Source organism: Halopseudomonas pelagia CL-AP6 (assembly GCF_000410875.1).
Classification (GTDB): Bacteria; Pseudomonadota; Gammaproteobacteria; order Pseudomonadales; family Pseudomonadaceae; genus Halopseudomonas; species Halopseudomonas pelagia.
The window spans coordinates 201,086-222,600 of record NZ_AROI01000002.1; the positions used below are offsets into that span (position 1 = coordinate 201,086).

The 21,515-nt window shown below is 58.0% G+C and carries 21 protein-coding genes and 2 pseudogenes; 9 read left to right on the top strand and 14 right to left on the bottom strand.

Features of this window, described 5'->3' with window-relative positions:
- Positions 1-14: 14 nt before the first annotated feature.
- From K787_RS0101110 to K787_RS0101120, 3 genes are all read right to left on the bottom strand, one after another.
- Positions 15-1,025 carry a YqaJ viral recombinase family nuclease gene (locus K787_RS0101110; protein WP_022960936.1) on the bottom strand — a complete coding sequence of 337 codons (1,011 nt, stop codon included), beginning with the start codon at positions 1,023-1,025 and terminating at the stop codon, positions 15-17.
- 98 nt (positions 1,026-1,123) lie between these two features.
- A complete protein-coding gene (locus tag K787_RS0101115) occupies positions 1,124-2,092 on the bottom strand; it encodes a DUF932 domain-containing protein (protein WP_022960937.1) in 969 nt (322 codons plus the stop codon).
- 84 nt (positions 2,093-2,176) lie between these two features.
- On the bottom strand, positions 2,177-2,497 hold the full coding sequence (locus K787_RS0101120; protein ID WP_022960938.1) for a membrane protein: 321 nt from the start codon (positions 2,495-2,497) through the stop codon (positions 2,177-2,179).
- Between the two features lie 211 nt (positions 2,498-2,708).
- Here K787_RS0101120 and K787_RS0101125 point away from each other — a divergent pair, with 211 nt between their 5' ends.
- From K787_RS0101125 to K787_RS21830, 4 genes and pseudogenes are all read left to right on the top strand, one after another.
- Positions 2,709-3,560, top strand: coding sequence for a hypothetical protein (locus K787_RS0101125; protein WP_022960939.1), 852 nt, complete (start codon positions 2,709-2,711; stop codon positions 3,558-3,560).
- 234 nt (positions 3,561-3,794) lie between these two features.
- Positions 3,795-4,115, top strand: a complete 321-nt coding sequence (locus K787_RS0101130) for an AAA family ATPase (protein WP_022960940.1) — start codon at positions 3,795-3,797, stop codon at positions 4,113-4,115.
- Between the two features lie 10 nt (positions 4,116-4,125).
- Entirely contained in the window at positions 4,126-4,479 is a 354-nt protein-coding gene (locus tag K787_RS0101135) for a hypothetical protein (protein WP_011005926.1), read from the top strand.
- A gap of 221 nt (positions 4,480-4,700) precedes the next feature.
- Positions 4,701-5,698 (top strand): annotated as a pseudogene (locus tag K787_RS21830) (transposase); the annotation flags it as partial.
- A 77-nt stretch (positions 5,699-5,775) separates the two neighbouring features.
- Here the strand turns inward: K787_RS21830 and tnpC are convergent.
- From tnpC to K787_RS0101175, 5 genes and pseudogenes are all read right to left on the bottom strand, one after another.
- Positions 5,776-7,313 (bottom strand): annotated as a pseudogene (gene tnpC / locus K787_RS21835) (IS66 family transposase).
- A 75-nt stretch (positions 7,314-7,388) separates the two neighbouring features.
- Entirely contained in the window at positions 7,389-7,724 is a 336-nt protein-coding gene (gene tnpB / locus K787_RS0101155; protein WP_022960943.1) for an IS66 family insertion sequence element accessory protein TnpB, read from the bottom strand.
- The gene (gene tnpA / locus K787_RS0101160) at positions 7,721-8,086 is read right to left on the bottom strand and encodes an IS66-like element accessory protein TnpA (RefSeq protein ID WP_022960944.1); all 366 of its coding nucleotides are present in this window, start codon (positions 8,084-8,086) and stop codon (positions 7,721-7,723) included. Before tnpA ends, tnpB begins: the two co-directional genes overlap by 4 nt.
- Before the next feature lie 818 nt (positions 8,087-8,904).
- Entirely contained in the window at positions 8,905-10,113 is a 1,209-nt protein-coding gene (locus K787_RS0101170; protein WP_022960946.1) for a tyrosine-type recombinase/integrase, read from the bottom strand.
- 174 nt (positions 10,114-10,287) lie between these two features.
- The gene (locus tag K787_RS0101175; protein ID WP_022960947.1) at positions 10,288-11,154 is read right to left on the bottom strand and encodes a YicC/YloC family endoribonuclease; all 867 of its coding nucleotides are present in this window, start codon (positions 11,152-11,154) and stop codon (positions 10,288-10,290) included.
- A gap of 133 nt (positions 11,155-11,287) precedes the next feature.
- Between K787_RS0101175 and rph the strand changes: the two genes are divergently transcribed.
- Positions 11,288-12,010: a ribonuclease PH gene (gene rph, locus K787_RS0101180; RefSeq protein ID WP_022960948.1), complete on the top strand. Its 723-nt coding sequence runs from the start codon at positions 11,288-11,290 to the stop codon at positions 12,008-12,010.
- Between the two features lie 47 nt (positions 12,011-12,057).
- Positions 12,058-12,435, top strand: coding sequence for a DUF4870 domain-containing protein (locus K787_RS0101185; protein WP_022960949.1), 378 nt, complete (start codon positions 12,058-12,060; stop codon positions 12,433-12,435).
- Between the two features lie 113 nt (positions 12,436-12,548).
- Here K787_RS0101185 and K787_RS0101190 read toward each other — a convergent pair whose 3' ends face one another.
- The gene (locus tag K787_RS0101190) at positions 12,549-13,328 is read right to left on the bottom strand and encodes an exodeoxyribonuclease III (protein WP_022960950.1); all 780 of its coding nucleotides are present in this window, start codon (positions 13,326-13,328) and stop codon (positions 12,549-12,551) included.
- 71 nt (positions 13,329-13,399) lie between these two features.
- On the opposite strand from K787_RS0101190, the gene pyrE reads away from it, so the two are divergent.
- Together pyrE and K787_RS0101200 are read left to right on the top strand one after the other, a co-directional pair.
- The gene (gene pyrE, locus K787_RS0101195; RefSeq protein ID WP_022960951.1) at positions 13,400-14,044 is read left to right on the top strand and encodes an orotate phosphoribosyltransferase; all 645 of its coding nucleotides are present in this window, start codon (positions 13,400-13,402) and stop codon (positions 14,042-14,044) included.
- Between the two features lie 115 nt (positions 14,045-14,159).
- Positions 14,160-14,768 (top strand): DUF4124 domain-containing protein, encoded by a 609-nt coding sequence (locus tag K787_RS0101200; RefSeq protein WP_022960952.1) that lies wholly within the window; start codon positions 14,160-14,162, stop codon positions 14,766-14,768.
- A 21-nt stretch (positions 14,769-14,789) separates the two neighbouring features.
- On the opposite strand, the gene K787_RS0101205 is transcribed toward K787_RS0101200, so the two are convergent.
- From K787_RS0101205 to coaBC, 5 genes are all read right to left on the bottom strand, one after another.
- On the bottom strand, positions 14,790-15,227 hold the full coding sequence (locus K787_RS0101205) for an acyl-CoA thioesterase (protein WP_022960953.1): 438 nt from the start codon (positions 15,225-15,227) through the stop codon (positions 14,790-14,792).
- A 3-nt stretch (positions 15,228-15,230) separates the two neighbouring features.
- The gene (argB, locus tag K787_RS0101210; RefSeq protein ID WP_022960954.1) at positions 15,231-16,133 is read right to left on the bottom strand and encodes an acetylglutamate kinase; all 903 of its coding nucleotides are present in this window, start codon (positions 16,131-16,133) and stop codon (positions 15,231-15,233) included.
- Positions 16,134-16,241: 108 nt separating this feature from the next.
- The gene (locus tag K787_RS25740) at positions 16,242-18,761 is read right to left on the bottom strand and encodes a phosphomannomutase/phosphoglucomutase (protein ID WP_022960955.1); all 2,520 of its coding nucleotides are present in this window, start codon (positions 18,759-18,761) and stop codon (positions 16,242-16,244) included.
- Positions 18,762-18,797: 36 nt separating this feature from the next.
- On the bottom strand, positions 18,798-19,253 hold the full coding sequence (gene dut, locus K787_RS0101220) for a dUTP diphosphatase (protein ID WP_022960956.1): 456 nt from the start codon (positions 19,251-19,253) through the stop codon (positions 18,798-18,800).
- A 22-nt stretch (positions 19,254-19,275) separates the two neighbouring features.
- Positions 19,276-20,514 carry a bifunctional phosphopantothenoylcysteine decarboxylase/phosphopantothenate--cysteine ligase CoaBC gene (coaBC, locus tag K787_RS0101225; protein ID WP_022960957.1) on the bottom strand — a complete coding sequence of 413 codons (1,239 nt, stop codon included), beginning with the start codon at positions 20,512-20,514 and terminating at the stop codon, positions 19,276-19,278.
- Positions 20,515-20,682: 168 nt separating this feature from the next.
- Here coaBC and radC point away from each other — a divergent pair, with 168 nt between their 5' ends.
- Positions 20,683-21,357 (top strand): RadC family protein, encoded by a 675-nt coding sequence (radC, locus tag K787_RS0101230; protein ID WP_028614470.1) that lies wholly within the window; start codon positions 20,683-20,685, stop codon positions 21,355-21,357.
- The last annotated feature ends 158 nt before the right edge of the window (positions 21,358-21,515 follow it).

The following is a 21,515-nucleotide window of genomic DNA, read 5'->3' on the forward strand; positions in this document are numbered from 1 at the left end:
TGATTTTGTAATGGTCAGTTGATAAGAAAGCGTCGGCTCCCGGGCTTGCTGACCTGGTAAAGGAGTTTCAAGTCAGGGTGGTCATTGAACAGAGCAGCGGTATCGACGCCCACTGAGTCTTTGGATTTTTTCCAGCTGATACTACCGTCAGCAAATACGGCCTTGCTGGCACTGCCGATGGCTTGCTGCAAGGCCTGCTTGAGCTCGCTTTCGCGCTGATTGAGTTCTGCCAGGGTATGGCGTATCTGCTTCAGGGTGAAGAAGGTCTCGTTCAACGTTGGATCCTGACTAAAGTCCAGCGCCTCGCCATCATCCTCGGGGTACAGCAGGCGTAAGGCCCGTTCGGCTGAATCGGAGCCATCTGCTGGTGGTGGTGTATCGGTTTCAACGTAATGCCAGAATTGGCGCTCCAGCTCAATCAGGTGCTTGATCAGTAGCTCATCCCGCTCGATGCGGTACACCTCAAGCTGCTGCCCACCCAGCAGAACGGCCACATCGGCTGCCTGCTTACCGGTCACCGCCAGTTGATGCATTACCTGCACCTCAACGTATTTGGGTACGCCCTCACGCCAGAGCTTGGCCCCGTTGAGCCCAGCCGTTTTGCATTCGAGGATCTGCACATCAGGACTACCTATGACCTCCCGGTCGATGTTGGCTAGCATCCAAGGGTTCTCAGCATGCTGAAGCACGGCGTTAATCTTGCGTACCTTGTTGCCGGAACGCCGTTGGTATTGAGAGGCAACGATCGGCTCCAGTACCACGCCCCAGAACACGGGAGCGGTGTCATCTTCAGGGTTCGGCTTAGCCAGGTGCTGGTCACGGTTGGTCTTCTCCAGCCATAGCTCCAGCGGCGACTTGTAAGGATTAAGACCGATCGCAGCCGACGAGTCGGAACTGCCAATGCCCCGCTTGCGCACATCCAGCCAGTCCTCCCGGCTGAGATCCTTGGTACTGACCAGACGCAATACGCCACGGCTGTTCTTGCGGTTGGTGGAGGCGGGAGAGGTGGACGATTGAGTTTTCATGGTATGACTCCATAACGCATAAAGCCCGATCAGCGGTGTGCTGATCGGGCTTTATGCCGTTGGTAAGGGGTGAGATGAATGGCTGAGGCGGCGGGTGCTCACGCCACCAATGTCAAAGCATGATCCAACGCTTTCTGCTTCAGTGTGGCTCCCTGGCCAAACCAGGCTGAGTCCAGGCGGTTATCATTGCTACGCGCTTGCTTCTCATGGTCAACGTATTCAGTCACCGCGCAGAGCAATCCCCAGGCAGTATCCTGAGCTGATTCCAGCTGGGAGCCACGACCTCCACCGTGATACAGGTCCTGCACCTTCTCCAGCGCTCGGTGCTGGGTCAGCTGCCGCCTATCCTCGACATCCTCCTCAGCATCACAGATGACCTTGAGGAAGTACTTCAGGGAGTCGGGGTAACTGATCTTGCGTTGTGACAACATTTTCATGCGATACATAAAGTCATCCCACTGGGATACCGAAATGCCCAGTTGGCGCTTTACATCCTGGGGCTTGAACTCGGTGCTGTGAGGCACCCGGATCGACTGGGGCGCGCCGTTGAGCGCGATGGCCAAGGTGTTATTGCACACCACCCGTACCGTCGTCGGTGTGGCCACCGTTGCCAAGGTTCCATCACAGGAGGTAGCCAGCAGCACATAACCATTGACCTGATCGTTACCCTTGAGCACAGACGCGTGCCCGGTACGAGCGAGTGCCCAGAACTTGCGACCGCCCTTGAGCACGCCAGCGGTTTCCAGCTCAAAGCCAGCGTGCTCAGTAAGATCCCGGTAGAACTCCAAGACATCCCATGGCTGTACCACCTTGTATCGTTGGGAGACCACCGAGAGCGGTGCCTTGGTGTCAGAGCGGTACAGCACTTTCTGTTCCGGGAAGGCATGGATGCTGCCAAGGTGTGATCCCGAGTTCGCCACAAAGCGCACCGGAGACTCTTCGATATGCCAGTTCATTCCGGCTTCGTGCTGCCAGACCTCCAGTGGTTGATGACGGGATAACTGGCTACCAAGGCCGTGCCAGGGCGGGGTCGCAACGTAGGCCATTTTTTCAATTTCGTGTGCCATGGTTTTCTCCAGACGGCATAAACCGCCCCAGCCGTGCAGAGGCCAGGGCAATGAATAAGTAAATGGATTGGGGGAGATGAAACGTCAGAAATGAGCGCGACAATCGGTGCAGCGGTGGTGACAGAACAGGTGCTGATCAACCACTTTGCCCAGTCGTAGACCGGCCAAGCAGCCAGCAAAGGCCCCGGCAATCGCACCGAGCACAGCACCCGCACCAACACCGGCAGGCCCAGCGATGACACCGACCTGCATGCCAATGCGGCTACCGATCAAAGCGCCGGTAGGGCCGGACGTAACAGCACCACTGACAGCGCCGGCAACGGTACCGACAGTGCCACCTACACGCTGGCCGTAATTGGTGTGCACCACCCGCAGTGAACCGCAGCGGGGACAGAGTTTGGTCATACGGGATTCCTCATGAGACAGGCCAGTTGAGCGGACTGGCTGTGGTAGGCTCATGGGGGTTATGTAGGGTTGAAGAAAGTTTGAGTTGAGAGTTTGGGACATTGGAGCTCGTGCCCAATACTGCAGATGTAGCCGCTTCCGGCCAGTCTCTCGTCTCTGCTGTAGTGTCGACCTAGGGCCAAATAATTAAGACATCAACGAAGGTAAGTCGATGAGCGAAAAAAGCGAGCCCCTGAAAGAGTTGCGTGCAGTAATTCAAGGGCAGTTGGATCTCTTGAACTTAACGCTCTTCGTAATGACGGAAGGTCCAGTACTCCGCGAAGGACAATGGCTTGCTTGTAGCCTTGAGCTAGAGCAAACGCGCGCGACGGCAGCAACTGCCATGGGCGCTGGCCAATCCCTCAATACCATCCTGAAGAATTCGACCGAGCGCGGCCTTGCAGTTCGCGATCTCTATCCGATTGCTCGGTCCGTCGTTGAGGGATTCATCAACGCAGCATTTTTCACCACGCAGTCCGTTGACGTCTCACAACGTGCTTTAAAGCATCGACACTACGCTGCTTGGAAGCATAACAATCGAGTGATTGGCTCTGGCAAATTCATGATGAAATTGGGGGGGGCAAATCCTAAGGCGACTGCAGCGAGGCTCTTCCCAGAATTCACCGGCCCTGGGAAGGATTCGTGGTGCTCCCTCGACGCGCCATCCAAGATTAGCCGTATAGGCAAAGTCGTGCAGGCGTCCGGGGGTGCCCTTTTGGGAGCGTATGCAGGTATCTATGCTGTGTCCTCGGAAATCATTCATGGCTCCGTTTATGGCATGAGTTACTTCATGAGCGCACACAGGGGCCGGGAGCAGACCGTCGAGGCGCTCCAGTCAGGGATCGAGGAACAAATGGTCGATATCTTGTCTGCAGTTAGCCATGCCGCCAGCGGTTTTATTGCCGCTTTTGCAAATGTTCACCAGTTCGGGCCGCTGGTTTTGGAGGAGCATGAGCTTTTCAAGCAGTTATTCAAAGCTACAACTGGGGACGACTGGGTTGGTGGGGGACCACCAGACGAGTAGTTTTCAATCCATCTATCGTTCCTGCCTCGTTGGCCGCTCTTGGCCGTTTCTGTCTGTCGCGAGCATCAGCTACCGGCCAGGAGGGTCGTTGCGGGTAACATCCTTCCTCGCCAGCCAGCCTCAATATCGTGGCCTTCTCCCGCCTAATGCAGCAGTATTAAGGGTGCTTGCTGTTATTAGAAAACCAAGGCATGCCTGCATCAGCTTGCCTCTATACGAAGGGAAGGGACTCGCATGTTTCTGCGCGCGCTAGAGATTAATGGCTTCAAATGCTTCAACGCTGGCTTCTCTATCGAGTTTCACAAGGGACTGAACGTTTTAGTCGGAGAGAACGGCTCCGGCAAGACAGGCGTCGTAAGTGCAATTCGGCAGCTCTTCAATGACTCGGAGTCAGGCAAGCGTTCAATCCACGAACGCGACTTTTATCGCGGCTTTGAAGTTGCCTCAGTGCCTGCCGAGACTATTCGCATTGAGGCAACCTTGCTATATTCTAGCAATGCCACATTATTGGGGGCGGCGAGTGGCGGCCGTCATTCTATAAAGACACCAAATTGAGGAGCAACTGATGGAACTTGTGAAGTGGATATTCTGGTGGATGGTAGCGGCTGCTTCGGGCGGGTTACTTTTAGCCCTGCTGACGGCTATAAAGGTGCGTTACCCTTCGTGGTTGAGGTTGGCGCACGGTGGGCTCGCCTTCGCGGGACTCGTGACGCTGGTCTATGCGTTGTTTAGCGGCGGGCCCGATGCTTCGATTCCGCAGGCCGCTTTCTGGGCGCTGGGCCTGCTGGTAGCAGCCTTTCTGGGAGGGGCGTTGTTTTTTGGGGTGCTGTTCCGTAACGCCAAGCCTTGGTGGGCGATCATCGGGCACGGCGGCTTGGCGTTGGCGGGCGTTGTCGTGCTATTTATGGCCGCCTATTAAGGCGCGAGGGTGCCTTGCACCTACACCGTCTGTTTGGTGGCGCGGATTATAGCTGCACAACAGTTCCGATAGTGTGGACGTGGGCGCATCAGTTTTTTTGGGGGTATAAAGAGCCGACTCAGGTGGGGGACCAGTAAGCGCACCTCATGAATTAACCCGGCTTATTCATGAGGCCGACCTGAAAACGAAGATAGCGGATGGTATTCTCTCGGAAATTCAGTGTGTTCCGCCAAGAACATGAACCAAGACAGCCATCCGCTATGGGGGAAAGCTTTCCGCCTGGACGCCCTCCTGAAACGGCGCTGTTCGTGTCGAGCTGAGCGGCCAGCGCACCACCAGCGACAGCGGTGCTCTGTTGTTGCGTGAAACCCTCGAACAGCGGCGTGATCGAGGCGCTGGAGGACAATCTGATCGACCTCCGCAACCCGCTGCGCATCCGTCATTCGCTGGCCAGCCAGCTTCGCACTCTGGTGCTGCAGCGCGCGATGGGCTGGATCGATCTCAGCGATACCGGCACGCTGCGCCGTGACCCGCTCTGGCAGTTGGCCTGCAGCGGTGCGCGTGGCATGAAGCCCCTAGCTCAGGGTCGGCTGTCTCAAGCCACGCTGTCGCGGCTGCTGACCTGCATGGGGCGAAATGACAACATCGATGCTGTGCATGAAGACCTGCTGCTGTTGGTGGTCTGGCGTCTGACCTCGCTGAAGCATGGCCAACGCCCCGAGCAGCTGACGCTGGACATCGACGGCGTGCCGATCGATGTCCACGGCCACTAGGGTGGCTCGGCGTTTCATGGGCTTTACAGCGCACGGATTTACTCACCGCTGGTGGCTTCGCTGGCCGAAACGGGCGACATGGTGGGTGGCCTGCTGCGCAGCCACATCGGCCTGCAGAAGCTGGCGGCACCGCACCTGAAGCGGCCACCGGGCCGTCAACCCGAGCAGCCTCGGGAGTGGTGCCACGACCTTGAGTACCAGGCTGGTTCCTGGCCGACGCCACGGCGCGTGGTGCTGGTGGTGCTGGTGCTGGTGGTGCAGGAACGCCCCGATGACCTGTTGGTGCATGCCTTCTTCCTGGTCACCAACCTCGGCAAGTTCGACTGGCCATCGGAGAAGATCCTGGCGCTCTCCGCAAGCGAGGCAGCGCCGAGGCGTACATGGGCAAGGTCAAGTCGGCGCTCGCCGCACACCTCTCATCGACTGATCGCGGCGCCTCCACTGTCTAGGACGCGATGGCCCGCAACGAGGTGAGCCTGCTGCTCAGCCTCTACGCCGGAGCTGTGGCGTAAGCGTCCGGCCATCACAGGTTGATCGCCGGCTTCCAGTTATGAGGCAGTAACTCGTCGATGGCGCTGTTCTTCTGCGTCGGCAGTCGACTCAGCACATCTTTCAGATAGGCATAGGGATCATGCCCGTTCAGTTTTGGGACTGAATCAGGGTCATGATGGCGGCAGCGCGCTGGCCACTGCGTAGCGAGCCGGCGAACAACCAGTTGTTGCGGCCGAGCGCCCAGGGTCGTATCTGGTTTTCGACCCAGTTGTTGTCGATTGGCACAGCACCGTCATCCAGATAACGCGTCAGCGCCGTCCAGCGTTTCAGACTGTAATCCAGAGCCCTGGCTGTTCCTGATCCATCCGGCACTTTTTCCCGTTGGGTCAGCATCCATTTATGCAGCGCCTCGGCAATGGGTTTGGCTTGTGTGGCCCTCATGATCTGGCGCTGCTGGGGTGTCAGCTCCTTGGCTTCAGCCTCGACCTGGTACAACAGCTTGATGTACTCCAGAGCCTGCTCGGCCAGCGTACTCTGGTTGGCAACGTGCAGGTCGTAGAACTTGCGACGGGCATGCGCCATGCAGCCGATCTCAATGATGCCTTCGCCGAACCCGGCCTTGTAGCCGGCGTAATCGTCACACACCAGCTTGCCTTTCCAGTCGCCTAAGAAGACGCGGGCATGCTCACCCGCGCGGCTGGGGGCGAAGTCGTATACGACGGCTTTCAGGTCAGAGAACGGGGTGGTGCTGTAGGCCCAGACGTAGGCTTTGTGGGTTTTCTTCTTGCCAGGTGCCAACATGCTGACGGGTGTTTCATCCGCGTGCAGGACGCCATGCTCCAGCACCGCCATTCTCAATGTGTCGACCAACGGTTGCAGCTGGACGCCGCAAGCGCCGATCCATTAGGCCAGGGTGGAGCGCGCAATGGTGAGGCCAGCGCGGCCGAAGATGCGTTCCTGACGGTACAGCGGCAGATGATCAGCGTATTTGGCGACCAGCACCTGGGCCAGCAGGCCGGAGGTCGGAATACCCTTGTCGATGACCTGTGCCGGAACCGGCGCCTGGGTCAGGGTACCGCACTGGTTGCAGGCCCACTTGCCACGGATATGGCGTTCAACGGTGAACACACCGGGTACGTAATCCAGCTTTTCGCTGACGTCTTCGCCGATACGTTTGAGCTGACACCCGCAGCGGCACTGCGTGGTCTCGGGTTCGTGATGGATCGGCGTCCGGGGCAGTTCGGACGGCAGCGGCGCTCGTTTGGGCTGCTGCTTGGGCTTAGTGTCAGAAGGCAGGGTCTCTGCAAGCTCGGCCAGTTCAGCTTCGATGGCTGCGATGTCGCTATCGATCAGCTCTTCGAGCAGCAGCCCTTGATGCCCATCCAGCTGTTCGCTGCGACGGGCGAATTTGTGGCGTTTAAGTATGGCTATTTCGTGGGTCAGCTTCTCGATCACCGCATCGCGGTGGGCCAGAACCCGGTCCTTGCTCTCCACGCGATCAAGCAGCTCCATCGCAAGGGCGCGGAGCTGGTCAGTAGAGAGTTGATCGAGGTCGGGTCGCTGAGTCATGGCCGACAGTATGCCAAGCCCCAGGCCTCGTCGCGATTCCCTTATTTGGTGATGGCTCTGCTGACCAGGTTGTGGTTACAGCACCGAGATGACGCCGGCTTCACCCAGACGCTGCCAGGGCAGCCCCTGAACCAGCGCCATGACCTGCTCATCGGTCAGCTGAAGACGCTCACCACACCAAGGTTCGCCCCAGTGGAACTTGCCTCGGTTCAGTCGGCGGGCACACAACCAGATACCCAGACCGTCATGGATCAGCACCTTCATCCGGTTGGCCCGTTTGTTGGCAAACAGGTAGGCACAGTGGGGGCGGGCCGAGCCAAACACCTGAACCACCCGCGCCAGTGCCGTGTCGACACCGGCGCGCATATCCAGCGGTTCGGTCGCCAGCCAGATCTCATCAATGCGGATCATCCCAGCAAATCCCGCAACAGCGTGGCACACTGATGGGCTTGCTCAACGGGCCATTCCACGACAACCGCACCACCGGCGCGGGGTATTTCCATGCGGATGGTATTAGCTGTATGCGCGGTCGCTTTGCTGGCCGGCGGCGAAGCGATGGGGGCCAGACTGATTGGCATAAACCCGGGTGTTGCCACGACTTCCCGTGCCTCGCTTATCCAGCGCCTGACCAGGTTGGCATTGAGATCATTATCCAGAGCAATACGGGCCACAGAGACGCCCGGCTGTCGGCACTGAGCAACGATGCCGGCTTTGAATTCAGGAGAAAAACGGCGGCGTGTGCGCTTAGGAGTGATTACGCTTAAGGAGTCCATCGATAGTGTCCACTAGAAAATAAGTGGACACTATCCTGACGGTATCAGCGGGACGCTCAAGATGGGATTGCCGGACGGTTACAGGGGAGTTACGCTGCAGCTTAAGGATGGAAGGAGGCTCGCGGGATACCCAAGAGCTTGGCCGACTGATCCCACAACTGGTCACTATTTGATTATTCAGCCGACGTGGATTGTTGATGGTCGCTACGAACCGGCTGACAGGATTACTTCTATGCTAATTTCCGTAACCGATGTGGCTTGGACTGAGTTTCTAGATCAGCCGGAGGAAGAAGATGAGTCGTGATAGAGAGAGCATCGATGAGGTGCTAAGAAAAAGTATTAATGAGGGGTTAAACGTTAATCCGCTCATGCCGAGGAACGTTTTGCCGAAAACACCGCCCAAGGATCCGCCAGCTCCCCCGACGAGAGGTCCGACCAAAGAAGGAGACTGAGCGTGAGCCGCGACGATAAAAAATCGACAAAGCCTATTGGTGAACCTGTCTTTGGCACTATCAATGGGGCTGCCTCCCGGAATATGCTTCCACAAACGCCTCCAAAGGCCCCGCCGAAGTTTCCTACGAAACCTAGCGAGTCGTGAGGTTAGAATAAGGGCAGAACAACGCACAAAATTCGCGTGGAGAAACCAACCTGCAGATTAGAGCAACCTGCCTTTTACAGGCTAGTTGCTCAATCGAACCGTGACGTTTAAGGGCATCAAGCTTCTGTCAGGTGATCGGCTGCTTTTGGCCGATAGTGGTCATGCGCCGGTCGTTTCCAAAGTGGAACGGCTGCTTTCGCCCAGACCTGCTTCAATCAGTTTATATAAGTGGAGCTAGTTTTTGAGACAGCTGGTTCAGCGCTTCTCTTCTCTCATCAAAGTAGTCGTGGCGGTTATAAATGCCCTCTACTCCTTTCAATTTGTGATTCAGGCAGCGTTCAGCTACATGGCCTGGTATGCCTATCGATGCTAAGAGGCTTCTACAGGTGCGTCTTAAATCATGAACAGTAAAGTGTTCAAGATCGCCCATTCTGTTTTCAGGCTGCACAGCCCTGCCGGGTTCTCTACCAAACAGGCTTGATATAGCTCGATTCAAAGTATCCTTGCCCATGTGCGGTGTTTTGCTTGCTCTTCTGTTTGGAAAGACGTAGTCAGAGTCGCAGGCGCGAACTTTTAGTTCGTTTAACCACTCTACGGATAAATCCGGTAATGGGATATCAATGGCCACGCCTGATTTGCTGCGATCATTGGGTAAGTACCACGCCTTACTATTGAGATCGAACTCGCTCCATTTTGCTTCAGTTAACTCACTTTTTCTAACGCCTAGCAATACTAAAAGTGCGCATGCCAAATAGTTGTCGCGTGTAAAGCTGTCTGACTCTTCTCTAAATCTATTAAAGGTAAAACGGAGCTCTTTTATTGTTAAAGCTCTATCTCGGCTTTTCTCAATGCCGCCAGCATCACTCACTGTAAAGGCACTGGCTGGATTGCTGGAGACGATGTCCAGCTTTATGCCGTGGTTAAACAGCTGCTTGCAATACAGCAAGGCGTCATTGGCGATAGTTGGGCGATTGCTTTCGGTGATGTTCCGCAGGATCTGTCGTATATCACGAGCCGTTACGGCCTCTGGTTGCATCTGCCCGATAACCGGTGCGATGTCCTTGGAGTAAATGCGGAAGGGTATCAGGTGGTGTTTCAAGCGCTTGATATTGCCTTCATGCCAGTCTGCAAACAGGGCATCCACGCTGCGGATGGAGTCGTGCTTGGCTCGTTGTTTTGCGACAAGAGGGTCGAGGCCTTCACGGTGTTGCTTCATCTTGAGCGCAGCTTCCGTTCTTGCGTCAGCAAGGGACAGGTCGTCAACCCTGGCCAGGGTCATTTCCTTGCGCTTTTTATTGGATGTGAAGCGCAGCATCCAATAAGCCCGACCGGCTTTCGGCACTACCAGATAAAGACCACCACCGTCTGAAAAGCTCCCAGGTGCGCCCTTGGTTTTTGCGCTCACGCTCTTGGTTGTCAATTTGCCCATTTCTCACTCCAAAGTACCCACCACTCAGGTTCTTGGAGATACTAGCATACCCACCATTTCACCCACCAGATTTTCAAGGATGGTGGTGGGTGTCTGTGGACTTGTGTGGATATGGGAAGTTCTGTATTCCTTGATTTTGCTAGGGTTATAGATGGATGTGGGCGAGTGTGGACATCACTCAATATTCTGGACCTGCTCGCGCATTTGCTCGATATACACCTTCAGGTCTACCGCAGCCTGGGTGCTGCGGCTATCTATCGCTTTTGAGCCCAGGGTATTGGCTTCACGGTTGAATTCCTGCATCAGGAAATCAAGGCGTCGACCCATGGCGACATTGCCGCCGAGCACGTGACGGGTCTCGGTAACATGCGTGGCGAGTCTGTCCAGCTCTTCTGCGACGTCGATTTTTTGCGCTAGCAGCACCAGCTCCTGCTCTACCCGGGTGCCATCCAGCTCAAGGCGTGCTTCATTGAAGCGGTCAATGAGTTTTTGCCGGTGAGCGTCGAGCAGGCTGGGCATCATTTGTCGCAGGGTGGCGACACGTTCGGAAATGGCCTCCAGACGCTCTTCGAGCAGCTTCTTGAGCTCGGCGCCTTCGCGAGCGCGCTGGATTTTCAGTTCGCTGACCGCTTGGCCAAACAACTGACTTGCTTGTGCTGTCAGTGCTGCCTGATCGTCCTGCGCGCCGCCGAGAACGCCGGGCCAGGTCAATACCTCGAGCGGGTTGATCGGTGCCGGGTTGTCCAGCTGTTGAGCGACCTGGTGCGCAGCAGCGAGCAATTGGCTAACCAGCGGTTGATTCAGTTGCAGGCTGTCGGCGCTCTGCTGCGCCGGGTTGAAGCGCAGCGTACATTCCAGCTTGCCGCGGGCAAACTCCTTGCGCAGGCGTTCGCGCAGTGGGCCCTCCAGTTCGCGGAACGCCTCCGGCAGGCGCAGGGTCGGTTCCAGGTAGCGATGGTTGACCGAGCGAATTTCCCAGGCAAGGTTGCCCTGCTCTGTGCTTAATTCGCAGCGCGAAAAGGCGGTCATGCTGTACACCATCGGTGGGCCTCATAATGCGTAAAGAGTGCGGAAACAGAAACGCATTGTACCCCTGCGCACTCTCAGGTGTCGCCCTGCCTGCTTGGGCCGTATAATCCCAGCCACACATACTTGCAGTACAAGGATTCAATAGATGAAACGTCCCAGTGGCCGCGAAGCCGATCAGATGCGTCAGGTAACCCTGACCCGACATTACACCAAGCATGCCGAAGGCTCCGTGCTGGTGGAGTTTGGTGACACCAAGGTGATCTGTACTGTCAGCGTCGAGGCTGGCGTGCCGCGCTTCCTGCGCGGCTCTGGTCAGGGCTGGATCACCGCCGAGTACGGCATGCTGCCACGTTCGACCGGCGGGCGCATGCAACGCGAAGCCAGCCGCGGCAAGCAGGGTGGGCGCACGCTGGAGATTCAGCGCCTGATCGGCCGTTCGCTGCGTGCAGCGGTTGACCTGAAAAGCCTCGGGGAAAATACCCTGTACATCGACTGCGACGTGATCCAGGCCGATGGTGGCACCCGTACCGCCTCCATCACTGGGGCGTGCGTGGCATTGGTCGACGCGTTGCGGGTCATGAAGCAGCGCGGCGCGCTGAAGAAGATCCCCACCGTACAGATGATCGCTGCGGTTTCTGTGGGTATTTATCAGGGCGAGCCGGTGCTGGACCTGGACTACCTGGAAGATTCCGCCGCCGACACGGATCTTAACGTGGTGGTGACTGACAAGGGCGGCTTTATTGAAGTGCAGGGTACTGCTGAAGCCGCGCCGTTCAGCGCCGAAGAGCTGAATGCTATGCTGGCCTTAGCCAAGCAGGGTGTTGATCAGTTGTTTGGCTTGCAGCTTGCCGCACTGGAAGCCGAGTAATCGGTATTTATTGTGTTGGTGTTCACCTCAGCTAAGGAGTTCAGGCAATGATTGACGAAGCGCAAACAGTGGTGGATACCGACCTGCCCGGTCCGGAAGCACGCAAGTGGGCCATGTTCGCCCATCTCTCGGGCTTTCTTGGCTGCCTGATTCCTTTCGGCAGCCTGATCGGGCCGCTGCTGGTCTGGCAGCTAAAGAAGGATCAGGATCCCTTTATCGATGATCAGGGCAAGGAAGCACTCAACTTCCAGATCAGCGTAGCGCTGGCGGGGCTGTTGTGCGTGCTACTGATGGTCGTGTTTATCGGTATTTTGCTGATCTGGGTTGTGATCATCGGCGCAGTGATACTGATGATCATCGCGGCGATCAAAGCCAACGAAGGCAAGGCCTATCGTTATCCGTTCTGCTGGCGGATCATTAAGTAGCGTTTAGCAACACCGTTTCGCTGCCGGGCTGCGGCTCCCGCCCGGCCAGTTCAGCCCCGGCGCGAAGGGCTCAACTAGAAGGGTTCGGCTAATAGCCGCCAATGGCTTGGGGCCTAGATGCTCAAGGTCCAGTCATAATCGATGATCACCGGCGCGTGCTGTGAAAAACGTGCGTTGCGGGGGATCTGGGCGTTGGTGACGAAGCGCCGCAGACCCGGGGTCAGAATCTGGTAATCGAAGCGCAGACCCAGATTCAGATTCTCGGCCTGTTCGCTGTCCGGCCACCAGCTGTAGAGCTCGGCTTCGCGGGTGACTTCACGCAGCGCATCGACGTAGCCCAGATTACCAAAAATTTCATCCATCCAGGCCCGTTCCGGGGCCATGAAGCCGGGCTCGTTCTGGCAGTCGCGCCAGTTTTTTACATCCAGCTTCAGATGCGCACTGTAAAGCGAGCCGCAATAGATGAATTCGCGGCGCTTGCGCCGCTGTTTGTTCAAGTAACCGGTGAAATCGTTCATGAACTTGAATTTCTGATTCAGGTCAGCGTCGCCATTGCGTCCGGAAGGTAGCAGCAGGCAGCCGATACTGACCTTGTCGAAATCAGCCTGAATATAACGGCCATAGCGGTCGGCCAGTTCGAAATCCAGCCCCATGATGATCGCTTTGGGTGTGGTCTTGGTGTAGATCGCAACGCCGCCTTGGCTGGGCACTTCGGCCTCGAAACAGTACTGCCAGTAACCATCAATCCAATAGGGATCCTGTTCCAGCTCGGGGGCGGTAACGCGAATGTCCTGTAGGCAAATTACATCGGCATCCTGTGTGCGCAGCCAGTCAAACAGGCCTCGGGCGGCCGCCGCCTCGACGCCGTTGACATTCAGACTGATAATTCGCATACATGGCTCCCCCAAAATCGAAAGTGTATGATAACCGAGCCTGAGGGGATTTTGTTAAGAAGAGGGTGGGAATGCACGAATATCAGCGGGAATTCATACGTTTTGCTTTGGATAGACAGGTATTGCGTTTTGGCGAATTTACGCTGAAATCCGGACGCAAGAGCCCTTACTTCTTTAATGCTGGCCTGTTCAATACCGGTTCTGCGTTGGGTCGTCTAGGTCGTTTCTACGCGCAAGCCTTTGTGCATAGCGGGCTGGAGGACATCGACGTGATCTTTGGTCCGGCCTACAAGGGCATTCCGCTGGCGGCAGTCACCGCGGTTTCTCTGGCTGAAAGTTTTGATCGCGATGTGCCATACTGTTTCAACAGAAAAGAAACCAAGGACCATGGCGAGGGCGGTACGCTGGTAGGCGCGCCATTGGTGGGCCGGGTGCTGATCATCGACGATGTGATTACTGCGGGTACCGCCGTGCGAGAGGTGATGGAGATTATCAAGGCGGAAGGCGCTGAGCCGGCAGCCGTGATGATTGCACTCAATCGCGAGGAACGCGGGCAGGGCGAGCTGTCGGCGATTCAGGAAGTCGAGCGCGATTTCGGTATTCCGGTCGTCAGTATCGTCTCCCTGACCCAGGTCCTGGCTTTTCTAGAAGAGGACGCCGATTTGCGGCATCACCTGCCGGCTGTGCAGGCTTACCGCGAAGAGTTCGGTATATAGGTTCGGCCGGATAGGTTCGGCCGAATAGGTTCAGCCGGATAGGCTGGGCAGCACTGTCTTAGGCTGTCTGGTTATGCGCGGGGAGCTGCGGCTCCAAGGACAGGGGTGTTGATTTATGCTGAGGTCGTTTTCCGGTGTGATTGCCGGGCTGCTGATCAGTGTCGCTGCTTTTGGTCAGCAGGCGCAGCTCTATCGCTACGTCGATGACAAAGGTGTCACGGTATTAGGCAACCGCGTGCCACCGGAGTTCGTTAGCCGTGGCTATGAGGTGTTAGACAGCAACGGGCGAGTACGCGAGGTAATACCCGCCGCTCCCACTCGGGAAGAGCTTAAAGCCAACCGTGAAGCCAGAGAAGCCCAGGCGCGCCAGCGTCAATCTGACACCACCTTGTTGCGGCTCTACAGCAGCCAGGCGGACCTGGACCGCGCGCATGCCCGGCAATTGGCTCAGATAGACAGCCTCATCCAGTCGGCGCGCGGTGAAATGGACGGCGTGCAGGACCAGCGCGAAGCGTTACAGCAGCGCGCCGCCGTTCAGGAACGTGCTGGCCGCGAAGTAGACCCACAGATTCTGCAAGATCTGGCACACGCCGATGATGAAACGCTGCGTCTGGAGCGGCTGATCGAAGCCAAGCAGTTGGAGATCAAGGAGGTGCGCGCCAACTTTATTCATCAGCGCGCGCGCTTGGGTTACTTGCTGGGTGCGAGTGACAGCGGGAGTTAGATCTCCGATGGACGGCGCCCATCAAGCACCGTCGGGCATGACCTTTTCAAATCCGGTTACTGCCGCGCGAAAGCTGGCCGGAATCGGGCTGGGTCGGCGGCTACTTTGATCGGCATGCACATAGACGATCTCGCCGTTAACCAGCAACTCTGCGCCGCGATAAATCCCAATCAGAAACTGCATGCTCGAGTTGCCCAGCCGGGCAATTCGCACATGCACATCAAGCAGATCATCAAAGCGCGCCGGTGAGCGATATTCCAGCAAGGTCCTGACGGCGAAGAAATCACTGCCGTTAACCCCGGTTTCGCCGCTGTAGGCCTGACCCATGGCGCGGAAATACTCGGTAATGCCCACATCGGCGTAGGTCAGGTAATGGCCATTGAACACGATGCCCTGCATATCGGCCTCAGCCCAACGCACGCGCAAGCCGTGCTTGAAGCGGAAATCGTCCAGTTGCATGCGTTAGTCCTGTTGCTGATTGGTGATCAAGGTCCCGACGCCCGTATCGGTGAAGATTTCCAGTAACACCGCATTGGGCACCCGGCCGTCGACGATGATGGCACTGCTGACGCCGCCCTGGACGGCATCCAGCGCGCAGCGAATCTTCGGCAACATGCCGCCATAGATGGTGCCGTCGGCGATCAATGCGTCGACCTGTGAGGTGTTCAGGCCGGTCAGTACCTTGCCGGACTTGTCCATCAGCCCGGCGATGTTGGTTAGCAGCATCAACTTTTCCGCTTTCAGCGCTTCTGCAACCTTGCCGGCCACCAGGTCGGCATTGATATTGTACGAAGCGCCATCGCTGCCGACGCCAATCGGCGCAATGACCGGAATATAGTCGTCGGACACCAGCCGATTGATCAGCTTGGTATTGATCTCCACTACCTCGCCAACATGGCCGATATCGATGATCTCCGGTTTATCCATGCCGGGGGTGTTGCGTGTGACTTTCAACTGGCGTGCTTTTATCAGGCCTGCATCCTTGCCGGTCAGGCCGATTGCGCTGCCGCCATGCTGGTTGATCAGGTTGACGATATCCTTGTTGACCTGCCCACCGAGGACCATTTCCACGACATCCATGGTCTGGGTGTCGGTCACGCGCATGCCTTCGATGAACTGGCTCTCAATGTTCAGACGCTTAAGCAGGTCGCCGATCTGCGGACCACCGCCGTGTACGACCACCGGGTTGATGCCGACGGTCTTCATCAGCACGATGTCGCGGGCGAAGCTGTTTTTCAGCTCTTCGCTTTCCATGGCGTTTCCACCGTACTTGATAACGATGGTCTTGCCGGTAAATCGCTGAATGTAGGGCAATGCTTCGGTTAAAACCCGGGATACCTGTGTGGCGGCGTCACGACTCAGCATGGTGTTTTTATTACTCCTGTCGGTATGGCAGTCAATGCCCGGCTGCGCAGCAGTCCGGTAGCAAATTAAAAGGCCCGTCCCGGTCTGACAGGAGGGCCCGGTCTTTGTTCAGAACGTCAGTTGTAGATCGCTGGCGACCTTCGCCAGTTGCTCGCGGAACAATTGCTGAATACGCTCCAGCTCTTCGGGCTGGTCAGCCTCAAAACGCAACACCAGAACCGGCGTAGTATTGGAGGCGCGTACCAGGCCCCAGCCCGCAGGATAATCGACGCGGATGCCGTCCAGTGTGGACACTTTGCCGGCGCCCCAGTCAGCCTGCTTGCGCAATGCTTCGATTATTTCAAACTTGCGGGCTTCGCCTGCGGTCACGTTGATTTCAGGGGTGACCAGGCCGACGGGGTATTGGTTGAAAATATCGGCGCTCTCCGCCGTGCTCTGCGTCAGGATCGATATCAGCTCCAGCAGCCGGCAAGCGCTGTACAGGCCATCATCAAAGCCGAACCAGCGCTCCTTGAAAAAGATATGCCCGCTCATCTCGCCGCCCAACAGCGCGCCGGTTTCGAGCATTTTTGCCTTGATCAGCGAGTGGCCGGACTTCCACATCACCGGTCTGCCGCCCATGCGGCTGATCAGTGTCGGCAGACGCCGCGAGCATTTGATGTCAAAAACGATGTCGGCACCGGGGTGGCGGGTGACGATGTCCTCGGCGAACAGCATCATCAGCCGGTCGGCATAGATCATCTCGCCCTTGGCCGTCACTACACCGAGACGATCAGCGTCGCCGTCCAGCGCAATACCTACGTCGGCACCCTGGCGCGCGACTTCGGCGATCAGATCCTGGAGGTTTTCCAGCTTGCCGGGATCAGGGTGGTGGTTGGGGAAGTTGCCGTCCACTTCGCAGTACAGCGGAGTTACCTCGCAACCCAGGCTTTCAATCAATTGCTGGGCGATCACGCCGCCCACGCCATTGCCGCAATCGACCACCACTTTTAGCGGCCGAACCAGTACCACGTCCTCGGTGATCTGCCGGCGATAGGCGTCGAGCAGATCCAGTTGCTGGCGGCTGCCGGCGCCTTCGTGCAGATCATTTTCGCGTAGGCGCCGGTGCAGGTCGCTAATCCGCTGTTCAGACAGTGTCTCGCCTGCGATCACGATTTTCAGGCCGTTATAGTTCGCGGGGTTATGGCTGCCGGTAAGCATCACCCCAGAGGTCGCTTCGCTGGTATGCGTGGCGTAATAGAGCACCGGGGTGGGCACCATCCCCAGGTCGGTCACATGGCAACCGCTGTCTATCAGGCCGCGAATCAGCTGTTCGCTGAGTGCCGGCCCGGAAAGCCGGCCGTCGCGGGCGACTGCGATCTTGCTTTCATCGGCGGCGATCGATTCGCTACCAATGGCGCGGCCCAGCCAGTACACGGTGTCTTCGGTGAGCGTTTTACCGACCACCCCGCGTATGTCATAGGCGCGGAAAATCTCGGCGGGTATCTCCGGAATGAGCGGCCCGGCGGGCGGCTCGCCAGACATGCCAAAAGCGTCATCGTCACTGTCGATGATGTCGATATCCAAAATGTCTGTGTGCGGAAATGGCGTGTTGTCCTGTGGCGCGTCAAACACGGGTTTGGATGGCTTTCTGCCGGGACTTTCGCGCTCCGGGCTGGGACCCAGGGTACGGCCGCTACCGCTGGCAAGTTGCATGATGCTCTGGCCGACCGGCACCAGGGGGCCAAGCTGCACGCCGGCGGCCTTGTGGCCGTGCGTCAGTTGTATCAGTACCTCGGCGTCAGCCTTCAGACGCGAGGTCCAGCTGCGCTGCAGCTGCCACAGACCGAGCATCAAGCCAAACAGGGCCAGGAGCACTGCGCCGAGCAGTAGCAGGGGGTTGACCATACCGCTACTGAGCGCTGGGCCGGCCAGAAACTGGATGCTCCACAGTGGGTTGACGCTGGTGATCGAGAGCGGTTGGCCGAAACCGCTGCCGGCCTGGTACAGCGTCTGCGTCGATGCCCCGGGAAAGGCCTGCGTCAGCGTAATCTGGCCAGCATTCTCGGGCAGAGGGGGCAGTGTCGCGGTCAGTCGCTGGAGCTCGAAAATGGCAATCAGCGTGCCGCCTATGGGGGCGTTCTCCGAGGCGCGCAGTGGTTTGACGGCGTAGAGCCGCCATTGCCCGTCTACCGGATGCACTTCCATCGGGACCGGCATATTGCGCTCAGCGCGGCGGATCATATCCAGCGCGGCGAAGCTAAGCGGCGCGTCCTGCGCATCGGTTACTTCAGCGCGGCCGACAGCATGGGTATAGATCGCCAGATTGCCGGCCAGATTGTAGCGTAGCAAGCGCTGCATGCTGGCACTGCCGCCCTGCTGCAATGCGACTTGCAGTTGTGGGTTGGCGGCCAGGCGGCTCAAGTCGGCATCCAGTTGGCGAATGCCTTGATTTAAAGCGCCGGTCTGCTGGCTCGCATAAACGTTGGTCATATCTGTTCGGTAGCGTTCGCTGCCCATACCAAACAGCGCAATCCAGATGGGAATGGCTGCCAGTGCCAGGCCGGCCAGCGCCAGTAGCAGAGGAATCAGAGTGCTCGGCAAGCTTGAGTCTGCTTTGGCCGTTTGTTGTTTTTTTAGCTTGATCACTGCGTACTGCCTCCCTGCTCACTTCATTGTGAATGGTTAGTGGCTACCAGTATGGCCGAATCCACCGGCTCCACGCTGACTGTCATCGAAGCTCTCGACTATGTCGAGTTCTGCTTGCAGAACGGGTACCAGAATCAGCTGAGCAATGCGCTCGCCGGGCTCTATGGTGAAAGGGCTCTGGCTGCGGTTCCAGCAGGATACCATCAGTTCTCCCTGATAATCGGAATCGATCAGGCCGACCAGATTGCCCAGCACTATGCCGTGCTTATGGCCCATGCCCGAGCGCGGAAGAATCATCGCCGCCAGGCCGGGATCGGCAATATGGATTGCCAGGCCGGTGGGCAGCAATTGGGTCTGGCCTGGCTCAAGCACCAGCGGCTCCTGCAGCATGGCGCGCAGATCCAGTCCGGCGGAGCCTGCAGTGGCGTAATGGGGCAGGGGCCACTGCTGGCCCAGTCGCGGGTCCATTACCTTGGCTTGAAGTTTGTGCATATGTTGTCCTTGTAGGTCTGGATCAGGGCGTCTGAGGCGAAGTGGGCTGCCGGGCAAGCTGCTCGGCTATAAAAGCAATGATCTGCCGGGCCAGTTGCTGTTTGCTCGCGTGGGGCAGGCTACGCTGTTGCAGAGACCGGTCAATCAGCGTGACTGCGTTGTCATCGCTGTTGAAGCCGATACCCGGCTGGCTGACATCATTGGCGATGATCAGGTCCAGGTTCTTGCGCTGGAGTTTGTCCTGGGCGTAGCCAAGCAGATCATTGGTTTCGGCGGCAAAGCCTACGCACCAGGGGCGCAGTTGCCCAGTGGGCGGCGAAGCGAGGGTAGCGAGAATATCCGGATTGCGCACCAGGCTCAGGGTCATGCCGTCGCCGGAATGCGGATCTTTCTTCAGCTTGGAGTCGGCGCAGTGCGCTGGACGGTAGTCTGCCACTGCAGCAGAGGCAATAAATATATCGGCGGGCAGCGCGCTCTGACAGGCGCTGAGCATGTCCTGAGCACTGATCACATCTACCCGCTGGACCCGCGCCGGGGTGGGTAGATTGACCGGGCCAGCCACCAGGGTCACGCGCGCGCCGGCTTCGGCGGCAGCTTCAGCCAGTGCAAAGCCCATTTTCCCCGAACTGTGATTGGATATATAGCGCACCGGGTCAATCGCCTCGCGCGTGGGGCCCGCGTTGATCAGCAGGTGCAGGCCGGCAAGGCTGCCGCGCTCGAAGCAGTCAGCGACCTTCATGGCGATATCGGTGGGCTCAAGCATGCGCCCAGGGCCGATGTCACCACAGGCTTGCTCGCCAGCGCCGGGGCCAAAGATGCTGACGCCGCGTTGCAGCAGGGTATCGAGGTTGGCCTGGGTCGCGGCGTCGCGCCACATTGCCTGATTCATCGCCGGGGCCAGGGCAATAGGTGCGTCGGTAGCCAGCACCAGGGTGGTCAGTAGATCATCGCCGCGCCCATGGGCCAGGCGTGCCATCAGATCGGCGGTGGCAGGGGCGATCAGCACCACATCGGCCCAACGCGCCAGGTCGATATGTCCCATCGCCGCCTCAGCGGCCGGGTCCAGCAGATCACCGTGCACCGGGTGACCCGACAACGCCTGCAGCGTCAGCGGGGTGATGAATTCCCGCGCGGCCTGGGTCATCACCACCCGCACTTCGGCACCGGCATCGCGCAGCCGGCGTATCAGTTCCGCACTCTTGTAGGCGGCGATACCGCCGCTGACGCCAAGAAGAACCCGTTTATTAACCAACCGCTGCATGCTTGACTCCTGACCTGCGGCGAACACATTCCAGCCCAGCGATACTAGCATAGGGCCGCTATTTTGCTGCGCAAACAGGTATCGACCCGCTTGCCGTCAGCTTTTATACTGCGCTCATATTACACCGCACGAACAGGAAGTACGTGCCTGACTAGCAGGGAAATGCTTATGCCTATTACCGATTGGCCGCTGGCCGAACGGCCGCGCGAAAAACTCATCAATCAGGGCGCTGCGGCGCTGTCGGATGCCGAATTGCTGGCCATTTTTCTGCGCACCGGCATGCCTGGGCGCAGCGCGGTGGATCTAGCCCGTGATCTGCTCAATGGATTCGGCAGTTTGCGTGATCTGGTGCAGGCGGATATGCCGACCTTCTGCCGGCATCCCGGGCTCGGGCCGGCCAAGTATGTGCAGCTGCAGGCGGTGATGGAAATGGCCCGCCGGCATTTGTTTGAAGAGCTCAAGCGTGGCACAGCGCTGACCTCGCCTGGGGCAGTGCGCCAGTATCTGCGCAGCCGGCTGGCGCATCTGCCGCACGAAGTCTTTGCTTGTCTGTTTCTGGATAACCAGCATCGGGTCATCGCCTTCGAAGAACTCTTTCAGGGCACGCTGGACAGCGCCAGCGTTTATCCGCGCGAGGTGGTCAAGCGCGCGCTGTCGCTGAACGCCGCTGCGGTGATTCTCACGCACAACCACCCGTCGGGTGTGGCCGAGCCGAGCCAAGCTGATCAGATGCTCACCCGGCGCCTTAAAGAAGCCCTGGCGCTGGTGGATATACGCGTACTTGACCATCTTGTGGTTGGTGATGGGGAGCCGGTTTCGTTCGCCGAACGGGGCCTGCTATGAAGCAGAAATAATCAAAAGTCGTTGCTTGCGGGGGCTGCTTTTGATATAAAGCTCCGCTCTTCTCGGGGCTGCGCCTGCACAGATGCATTTGCAGGTCGGCATAAAGGTTTGCCCCGGCTGGAAAATACATTTTTTATGGCTTCCAACCAGTTCGGGTT